Annotated in this window: 8 protein-coding genes and 1 pseudogene; 4 read left to right on the top strand and 5 right to left on the bottom strand. The window is 71.6% G+C overall.

What is annotated here, in order from left to right; all coding sequences use genetic code 11:
• The 4 genes from GT354_RS17715 to GT354_RS17700 form a co-directional block, all read right to left on the bottom strand.
• On the bottom strand, positions 1 to 199 hold a 199-nt coding region (locus GT354_RS17715), incomplete at its 3' end, for a hypothetical protein (protein WP_161357276.1).
• A 158-nt stretch (positions 200 to 357) separates the two neighbouring features.
• Positions 358 to 2,031, bottom strand: coding sequence for an MBL fold metallo-hydrolase (locus tag GT354_RS17710; RefSeq protein WP_161357275.1), 1,674 nt, complete (start codon positions 2,029 to 2,031; stop codon positions 358 to 360).
• A 257-nt stretch (positions 2,032 to 2,288) separates the two neighbouring features.
• Positions 2,289 to 2,639, bottom strand: coding sequence for a helix-turn-helix transcriptional regulator (locus GT354_RS17705; protein WP_161357274.1), 351 nt, complete (start codon positions 2,637 to 2,639; stop codon positions 2,289 to 2,291).
• Between the two features lie 534 nt (positions 2,640 to 3,173).
• Entirely contained in the window at positions 3,174 to 4,337 is a 1,164-nt protein-coding gene (locus GT354_RS17700) for a hypothetical protein (protein WP_161357273.1), read from the bottom strand.
• Positions 4,338 to 5,280: 943 nt separating this feature from the next.
• Here GT354_RS17700 and GT354_RS17695 point away from each other — a divergent pair.
• The 4 genes and pseudogenes from GT354_RS17695 (at position 5,281) to GT354_RS17685 (ending at position 7,794) form a co-directional block, all read left to right on the top strand.
• A complete protein-coding gene (locus tag GT354_RS17695) occupies positions 5,281 to 5,739 on the top strand; it encodes a hypothetical protein (protein WP_161357272.1) in 459 nt (152 codons plus the stop codon).
• Between the two features lie 120 nt (positions 5,740 to 5,859).
• Positions 5,860 to 6,810: a bacteriocin fulvocin C-related protein gene (locus tag GT354_RS17690; protein ID WP_161357271.1), complete on the top strand. Its 951-nt coding sequence runs from the start codon at positions 5,860 to 5,862 to the stop codon at positions 6,808 to 6,810.
• A 74-nt stretch (positions 6,811 to 6,884) separates the two neighbouring features.
• A pseudogene (locus GT354_RS54090) lies at positions 6,885 to 7,071 on the top strand (IS30 family transposase); the annotation flags it as partial.
• Between the two features lie 123 nt (positions 7,072 to 7,194).
• Positions 7,195 to 7,794: a GNAT family N-acetyltransferase gene (locus tag GT354_RS17685; protein WP_161357270.1), complete on the top strand. Its 600-nt coding sequence runs from the start codon at positions 7,195 to 7,197 to the stop codon at positions 7,792 to 7,794.
• Positions 7,795 to 7,878: 84 nt separating this feature from the next.
• On the opposite strand, the gene GT354_RS17680 is transcribed toward GT354_RS17685, so the two are convergent.
• Positions 7,879 to 8,929: FUSC family protein (locus tag GT354_RS17680; RefSeq protein WP_161357269.1), on the bottom strand; the 1,051-nt coding region annotated here is incomplete at its 5' end.

Below are 8,929 nucleotides of genomic sequence, written 5' to 3'. Positions count from 1 at the left end.
GCACCGCGGGGATCGCGGCCGGCACGTCGTCGGCGAGCACCCGCAGCCGCGGCAGGCCGGCCGGCTCCGGCAGCCAGCGAGGTCCGTTGAGCAGCACCTCGCGGTGTCGTACGTGCCGGTGGTAGGGCTGCTCGACGAACACACCGGTGAGCGTCGCGGGCCGGTCGTCGAGCCTCGGAACCGATACGGGGGCGGACATGTCTCCTCCATCCGGGGGTCGGGTCGGGTCGGGTCGTCGGGATCGGGATCGTCGGGACCGCAGTGGTTGGGGTCGGACCGGTCGGGATCGGGGCTGAGGTCGTCGGGATCGGTGTGGTCGGGCCCCGTCGTCGGGATCGGTGTGGTCGGGCCGCGTCGTCAGTCGCGGGACAGCGGTGCGACCGCGACCAACGGGCCCCGAGCGTCGTAGGGCCACGCATGGCCCGCTCTGCGCCGAACCGACGTCGCCCCGGCCAGGCCACGGAACGCGCCGCCGAGCACGTGGTCGCGCACCTGACCGGACGCGTCACCGGATGGTTCACCGGATGGATCAACGGACCTGGCACCGGGTAGGTCATCGAACGCGTGACCGGACACATGACCGAGCGCGTCGCCGGGGCGGAGCAACAGCACCTCGACGGCCGAGCCGAGCAACCCGTCGGGCATCTCGGTCCGGGCCCGCGCCGCTGCCGAGACGCGCTCGGGAAACGGGTCGAACCCGTGCAGCTCGCCGCCCGATTCGTCCAGGCACGGGCCCAGTCCGACCCGCCAGTGCCAGGGCGCGCCGCCGTCGGCGTACGGCACGAGTCGCCGTGCGCCCCACCGTTCGGCGATGTCCACGGCCTCGTCGGCGGTGGTCATCAGCCGCTGCCGACAGTTCCACTGCTCCGGGGGCACGAACGCGAGATAGCGGGCGACGGACGTGAAGAGCAGCTGCACGGGATAGATCAGCCAGCCGCGATATCCGCAGAACAGCACGTCCACCGGGCCGAGCCTGGCCCGCGCTTGCGCGGCGACCTCGCGTACCTCTCCCTGCCCGTCGCGCCCGGAGTCGGCCAGGAACGCTGCGGACAGCGTGGGCGTGCGAACGAGGTAGGTATTGCCGTGGTTGCGGATGTCCGGGTGCAACACCGGTCCGTCCGTCGGCTGTTCGCCATGGAAGGGCAGCGCGTGCACCTCGATGTCGTCGACGAGAGTGCTTTGCCACCAGTCGAGTTCGGTGACGTTGTCGAAGCCCAGTTCGCGCAGCCGGCGCGCCATGTCGACGGTCAGCACCGTCTCGCGTTCGACGCGCGGTACCACCACGCGCGTCGTGGGCGGCAGCCGCAACAGCGACGCGGGGGCGAAGTGGTCCGGGTGCGAATGGGTGATCAGCACGGCGTCGAGCGGCCCGAGGTCGGCCGGCCGCAGGGGTTGATAGCCGTCGGGGTGGCCGGGGTCGTGCGCGAAGAACAGCGGGTCGACCACGAGGGTCGCCCGACGCGAGCGCACCACGACCGTGTTGTGACCGACGAACTCCAGTTCGCCGTCGGCGGCTTCGGACACCGGTTCCGCTTCGACGGGACACAGGATGCCCGCGCCGCGCAGCTCGTCCACGAGTGCTCGGGCTCGGGGATCGACGAGGTCGCCGCGCGCCGTTCCGTTCGGCCCACACAGCTCGGCGATCACTCGATGCACCCAGGACCAGTCGTCGGCGGCGAACTCGAAGCGACGCGAGTGGGTACCCTCCGGGCCACTCACGGTGAGGCCGCGCGGGTAGGCCCGGTTCACCGCCGGAAAAAGCAACTCGGCAGGCAACTCCCAGGGGGAGTCCACCGATCGGCCGGGCCGCGCCGTCCGCCGAAAGGCCGCACCGGCGACGGCCCGGCGCAACAACTCGGGCGAGGCCGACACCAGCCCGCCGTAACCGCGACTGCGCACATGCCACAGCACCGGCGCGAACATCTCGCGCGCCGTGGCCTCCGGCCGACTGCCGACGGGGCTGCCGAACGCGGTGCCATCGGCGTAGTCCACGTGCAGCGTCGTATCCGCGCGCATCCGCAATTCGGCCATCTCACACCTCCTCCGGCGCTCTTCGTCCCGCGACCGCGGGCGTCGCCCGCAACGGTCTCGACACCCAGCGTGCCCGACACGCAACCATGCGTATTGTCACGACAATTCGGGACTGGCCGTACGCCCTTCGACGTGCTAGCCACTGCACCCGGCGGCCTCCCATCCGGCCCGTCGCGGCCGAACCGGGGGTCCTGCACCTCGCCCCCGGCAACACCCGCCGACCGGGTTGCCGAATCCCCGTCGCCGCGCTCCACGCGTCATGCGCCGGCCCCATCGGCAATTCCCCCGGCAGCTCCCTCGACCTCCCCGTCGGTGATTCCGCCAGAGGTTCCATCCGGGGCTCCATCGCCGCCCCCGACACCGCCCCCGACGGCGGACTCGCCGGGGGCGACGGCCAGCCGGATCATCTCGGCCCGGGTGGCGACGCCGAGTTTGCTGCGGATGCGGCGCAGATACGCGTCCACGGTGTGCACGGAGATGCCCATGCATCGGGCTGTGCGCGCGTACGTACTCCCCTGCGCGACATGCCACAGCACCTGTAGTTCACGAGGGGTCAGCACCGCCTCCGCGAGCGCCGAGAACCCGCCCTCGCCGGGAAGATGACACATCACGCCCCCTGCCCTGATCCGCGATTCGCCGACGTCCACGTACCGGGACACGACCACGGGCCGACCCGGGGGCGGCGGGAAAAACGACTCCAGTCGAGCAGTAGCCGCCCGCTCCGGAACGGGAATCCCGGGGATTTAACCCGGATGCACCAGTTGTCACACCACATGCCGACCGGTCGACCCGGGATCGTCCCGGATCGACCGGTCACCTCCGTCACGGCGAAGCAACCGACACACGATGGGGTTCGGTGCACATTTCAGCATGATCGGACGCCAGGAAACGACCTTCCTGGTCACCGACCCGAAGCCCCGGCCAAGGTTCGGAAGTGCCCGGTGCGGGTCAGCCGTCGGATGGCGCAGCAAAAGCGAGCGCGGCTCGCACCACCGACAGTGATCCGCCGCCGGACGGCCGGACCGCGACGCGTGGGCGCTCACCGCTCGCGCGATCTACACGACGGTCGACCTCGTCCCCTCGACGGAGCTGTCGCCGCTGGTCCACAACCAGGTGCTGGTCGGCTACCGGGGGATTGGTGGTCACGGAGCGGCCTCCGAGAGGATCGCCCGGCGGGCATCGAGGGCGGCGGCCAACAGGCGCTCGTCGAGCATCATCTCGGCGTCCGGCGTGGAGTCGTTGACAGGGATACGGGTACGCCGCTTTATCAGCGCAGTCAAGGCCGGCAGCGCCGGCAATGCCTGGCGGCCCATCCGTGCGAGACCTTCCAGGTAGTACTCGCCGAACACGTACTCACCCAGGTGTGGCGTCATGCGGGCAAGCACGCGGGGCACCGCGGTGGGTCCCGCGTGCCGCAGCCACAGTGGGGCGCACACGGCCTGCATTCGGCCCGGCCGGCGGAAGGTGAGGTTGTACAACTGGACGGCCTGTCGGAACGTCAACGGGCCCGCGTCCAGCAGGGCGCCGAAGATCTCGGGGGCCTCTCGGAGACGGCCGATGCTCACGGGCTCGGCCGCGAGGAGCGACGCGGCGGAAGCGCTGTCGTACGACGGGCGCGGGCCGCCGCGGGACCGACGGCGGGCCTCGGGGTACGGGGTGAGTGGGACGGTGGCCGCCAAGGCGCCGTGTACGCGCATGGCGGCCTCCGAGATCGAGGCCGTGGTGAGAGCCTTCGCCAGGGCCGGGCCGACCTCGCGTCCACTGTGCCGGGCCAGTGGAGGCAGGAGTTCGATCGGGGCCGCCCGCCAGTGGTGACAAGCGCTGCGGGCGAGGCCGGCGCCGATGTCCCGAGTGCCGGGGTCGGCCAGGAGGCGGGCCGCGAGGCTGTACGTGTGGTGCTCGCGTCCCAGGTGCTGAAGCACCCACTCCCACCTTGGCCCGACGTCGTCCAGGTGGAGCGCGGCCTCCCGGGCGTCGGCGAGCAGCGCCGCGTCCAAGGCGGCCCATCGCTTTGGAGGGGCGGCCCGCAGGGTCTCCAGGTGGGCGAGAAAGCGTACGGACGCCAGGGAATCGGCCCGCAGGTGGGCGACGGAGGCGCCGAGCGCGACGGCCAAGACGGTACGCACCAGCGGGTCGGTGAGTTCACGGATGGCGGTGAACGCCGGATCCCGCCCTCCAGCCCACACGACGAGCCGTGCGGCTCGGCGCCGCACCCCCTCGTCGGGGTCGGTGAGCTGGGCCACTGCCGCTTCGGCGGCCGCGGGCCAGAGGATTCCGTCCCAGGCGAAGCTCTGGAGAAGGTCCATGACCACACGGCGTACGAACGGGTCTTCGGCCCGGGTGAGTTGAAGCAGACGAACCGCGACGGGGCCGGCACGGGCGCAACGTATCGCAGCGAAGATCGCGCTACGTGAGGGATGGGCAGGCGTCGTGGCGGTGCCGGAGGCCACGGCCTCGTCGAGCCAGTTCAACAAACGGGGCGGCGGTCGCCCTTCCAAACGAAGAATTCGGTCATGGGGCCGATCATGTCACGCGTGACGGCGACAGCCGGGCCGCAGGCGGCCCTTGCCGGGGTCTCGACACCCGTAGGAGGAGTGTGTCCGTGGCCGCCGTCCTCTTTCCGATCGTCGCGACGCCGACCCGCGATGGTTCCTGGCGGCACCGGTGTTCACAGGAAGGAGGGGACCGGCGGTTCACTTACGCGACTCCGCCGCCGGTTCGCCATCGCTCGCAGCGCGCGAGGCGGGCACCGTTGCCGCAGCGACGTCGAGGCGGCCGGCCGTGTCGGAGACCGCCGGCGAGCAGTGGTGGTGTCCGACGGGGGACGCCTGGTCGAACGTCCGAGAGGGGACGGTAGACGAGGAGGACGGGCCCGGCCACCGCGAGAGTTGGCACGTGTGCGTGCCCGGGCGGCCACGGCCCTGGGCTGGGTGACGTTGTCGGTGACCGTGATCGACTTCGCCGGTTGCCATGGCGCCTCGAAGGGCCCGAGAAGAAGTCGCGAGAACGACGTTTCGCGTCTCGGCGGGAGACGAGTCGGTTGCGAGCGCGCCCCGCTTTTCGGCTCCCGGAATCCCAGGGCGCAGCCCGTGCCGTCCCGGTCGACCTGTGCCTGTCCGGGACAGCGCACGAACACCCAGGTCACGGCGATCGGCCTGTACGGGACAGCGAACCGCCCTGTCGCGTCACCGTCGGGCTGTGCCACGTTCGGCCGTGACGGAACGTCGTTCGATCATTTCGGAGGCACAGATGACAACCGGCACACTGCGCACCGTCTCCCTCGCCCTCGCCACAGGTGCGTTGGCCCTGGCCGGAGTGGTGGGGACCGCCACGAGCGCCCACGCCACGACGACCTGGAACGCCACCGACACCCAGGCCGACGTCGTCGGCGCCTGGGCGCACGGCAGCCTGGATGTCGAAGGCAACGAGACCCTCAGCGTGGACATGACCATCAAGGACACCAAGGCCGACGGTGCCAGCGCCCGCGCGTACATCCGGTGGCGCTACGCCACGGGCGGTTTCAGCGGCTCGGCGGTTCTCACCGTGTCCGGCGGAAACGGCAGCACCAAGTCCGCCACCTACCGGAACCCCCGGATAGAGCTGGATTCGTATCAGCCGTTCGAGATCAAGGAATGCCTCGTGGACAACGGCTGGGAAACCGAGTGCGGTGGTTGGGATGTGCCCTACCCGATGAACAGCGGGTGGTGAGTACGGCGTCGAACAGGCCCCGGGGCAGTGGTTCGATCCCCCGGGGCCCCGGGGGGGGTGGCGCGGGCGTCCGGGGCGCACGGGTCGAGCACGGTCCGAGATCGACTGGAGGGTACAGGAATGAACTCCCGCGACACCCAGGAGCGATGGATCCTGACGTTCGACGTGGCGTGTGGCAAATGCAGGGCCGTCTCGGCGGCCGTCGCCGAGGCCGGCAACGGCAAACTCGAGGTACTGCCGCTGACCGATCCCGACGTGCAGGCGTGGCGTCGGCGAAGTCTTGGACCGGCACCCAAGTGGGTTCCCACGCTGCTGCGCGTGCGCCGGGACGCCGTGCGCGCCTGGACCGGCCCGACCATGGCGTTGGCCCTGGCAAGGCACCTCGGGCCGCGCACGACCACCCGCGTACTGCGCGCCCTCGGCCGGCTCGAACAGGACGCCGCAGGCGAGTCGACGCCGGAGAGCGACGCGGGCCTGGGCCGCAAGCATTTCCTGCGGCTGCTCGGCGGTACGGCCACCGCGATCGGCCTGATCGCAACGGCCCAGACACCGGCTCTCGCGCAATCGGCACACGTCCGGGCCAGTGCCTGGGTCGAGGCCAACATGGCCGACCTGCCGCGTGATTACGCCGAGATCGCCCGACACCCGCTCCCCTACCGCAAGGCCATTCACCGGGTCCTGACCCCACGGGAGCGAAGCCGGGTGTGGGCCGACCACCTTCGGTGGTACCGCGCCGGCCATCCGGACCTCACGCCCGCCCAGAACCGGATCGTGGACGATGCCTTCGCGGTGGTGACCACGGGTCTGGCCTCGGGCACAGCTCCTCGGGAGGAACTGCACGCCCTGGGACGCTCGGCCAGGGAGGCATTCGGCCCGGACGAGGCGGCCGCGCTGCTGTCCACTCTCGGCCCCGTCCCCGCCCAGGCGTCGACGGCGGCCGCGTGTACCTGCTCCACCGTCGACCCGTACTGCTCGTGGCTGTTCGACTGCGGCACTCGCATCCGCTGCACACGCGTCCCGAACGACTGCGGAACCCTTTGGAACGAGGACTGCAACGGCACCTGCTACTGAGCGCACCGAAGCACGGTGCGCCGGCCTGGGTCGGGCGGACGGCTCGCGGCCGGCCCCGAACGCGTTCTCGACCGCCTCCGGAGCGCGACTCCAAAGAGAACACCGACGGCCTGCCGCGTCAGCACTTCCCCCGAGGGCACCGATCTCGCCCGCTACAGCCGCGCAGAGCTCGACACCGTGGCCGCCGAACTCGACCACCGGCCACGCAAAACGCTCGGCTGGGAAACCCCAGCCGAGCGTTTTGCGTGGCGGCCGGGGTGAGTCGTGTTTCGCCGCGGAGTGCCCGTTGTCCGGGTCGGGAAGCCGGCCGAGCAGGTGCCAGACGGCCAAGGCGGGGAACGGGGACGGTGTTCGCCGAGCCGCCCCGCACCCCATGATGTGTCGATGATCGACGACATACCTCCCGTGGTCCCGGCCGGACGCATGTCGCGGACCGCGCAACCGGTCTTCGCGCTCGCGAGCGGCGTGGAACTGCGTCCCTGGCACGAAGGGGACGCCCAGGTCCTCGCCGACTCGTGTCTAGATCCGCGAATCAGGCAGTGGAACCGGCCGGGGCTGTTGTCGCCGGCCGACGCGCGGGCCAGGATTTCCCGCTGGGGGCACCGTTGGCGGCGCGAGGAGGGCGCGGTCTGGGCGATCGCCGAGCCGGGCGGAGGTCGGCCGGTGGGCCTGATCGGCCTGGGCGACCTGGATCTGCGCGGCGGCGGCGCCGAGTTCCTGTATTGGCTCCTGCCCGCCGGTCGCGGGCGCGGCGTCATGGTCGACGCCACCGTCCGAATCGGCCGCTGGGCCTTGGAGGACCTCGGCCTGTACCGGCTGCGGATCACCCACTCGGTGGCGAATCCGGCGTCGTGTCGGGTCGCGGGCAAGGCGGGCTTCCCGCTCGAAGGCACCATGCGCGGCGCGCTGTTGCACGCCGACGGGTGGCACGACGAACACCTGCACGCCAGGATCCGGGGCGACGCGTGGCCGGCCGGCCGATAGGAGCGATTGGTGACAACGACCGATAGGAACCACCGGTAGGAGCGACCGACAGGAACCCCGATAGGGGCAAAAAAACCGGCCGGATCAGCGTGGCGGGGAGGGGTCGTTCGGGCCCGGTCCGTCCATGAGTGAGCGGGTCGAGCGGACCTCGCGGCGCACGTCGGTCAGCGCGTCGGGGGTGTGCTCGGCGGCGTCCGGGTCGGCGGGGACCACCGGCTTGCCCGTGCGCATCGACGTGGCCAGCGCGCGGAGTTCGGTCGCGATGTGCGCGGCGGCCTCGGGGGACGGCGGGGGCGCGCCGTGCGCGGTATGTACCGCCGCGGCCGTTCCGGTGTCGATGACGCGTTCCACCGCGACGAGCAGCGGCCACCACGCGGCGGCCCGAGCGCCGGCGGGCGGGGGCTCGCCCAAAGCACGTTGGAACTCGGTCCGCACGGCGGACAGGTCGCGATAGATCCGGCGTCGGGTGCGCGCCCGCGCGGCCTGGTCGGTGTGCTCGTCGAAAGCGCACTCGATGTAGCGCGCCGTGTCGTCGACGGCCGCGGCCAACCGGGCGCCGACGCGGGTGTGCCAACTCTCCGGCCACAGCGCGTATCCGGCCACCAGCACGATCCCGCAGCCGATCAGGCTGTCGAGCAGCCGCGGCGCGAGCAGGTGCACGCCCTGGTGGCTGAGCATGTCGGACAGGATCAGGATCAACGGCGTGATGACGGCGGTCTGGTAGCCGTAGCCGCGCCGCGACACGGTCGGCAGGCCGGCCGCGAGGACTACCACGATCGGCACCTCCCACCCGCCGCGCGGTACGAACTCCAGAACCGCGCCCGCGACGACCAGGCCCGCGGCGGTGCCGAGCGCACGCAGGACGGCCCGGGAGAAGACCGAACCGAAGTCGGGCTTGAGCACGAACGTGACGGTCAGCGGCACCCAGTACGACCGCGGTACGTCGATCGCGGACACCAGCACCTGCGCGAGCCCGATGCACAGCGCCAGCCGCAGCCCGTAGCGCCAGGACTCGGCCGACACCAACAGATCGCGCGACGCGGCGCGCAGTCGCGCGGGCAGCGCGCGGGGCCGCCCGACCCGGTCGGGCGCACGGTACGCGCCGGCAAGTGTGTCGCGCGCGTGCTCGATCGCG

The organism is Streptomyces sp. SID3343 (genome assembly GCF_009865215.1).
Taxonomy (GTDB): domain Bacteria; phylum Actinomycetota; class Actinomycetes; order Streptomycetales; family Streptomycetaceae; genus Embleya.
The sequence above is the reverse complement of the archived record's forward strand: the minus strand, read 5'-3'. Positions and strand labels throughout refer to the sequence as shown.

What these genes read in the sequence shown, in the direction of transcription:
- GT354_RS17710 (WP_161357275.1), bottom strand. Translation starts at nt 2,031, where the DNA reads ATGGCCGAATTGCGGATGCGCGCGGATACGACGCTGCACGTGGACTAC.
- GT354_RS17705 (WP_161357274.1), bottom strand. Translation starts at nt 2,639, where the DNA reads ATGTGTCATCTTCCCGGCGAGGGCGGGTTCTCGGCGCTCGCGGAGGCG.
- GT354_RS17690 (WP_161357271.1), top strand. Translation starts at nt 5,860, where the DNA reads ATGAACTCCCGCGACACCCAGGAGCGATGGATCCTGACGTTCGACGTG.
- GT354_RS17700 (WP_161357273.1), bottom strand. Translation starts at nt 4,337, where the DNA reads ATGGACCTTCTCCAGAGCTTCGCCTGGGACGGAATCCTCTGGCCCGCG.
- GT354_RS17685 (WP_161357270.1), top strand. Translation starts at nt 7,195, where the DNA reads ATGATCGACGACATACCTCCCGTGGTCCCGGCCGGACGCATGTCGCGG.
- GT354_RS17695 (WP_161357272.1), top strand. Translation starts at nt 5,281, where the DNA reads ATGACAACCGGCACACTGCGCACCGTCTCCCTCGCCCTCGCCACAGGT.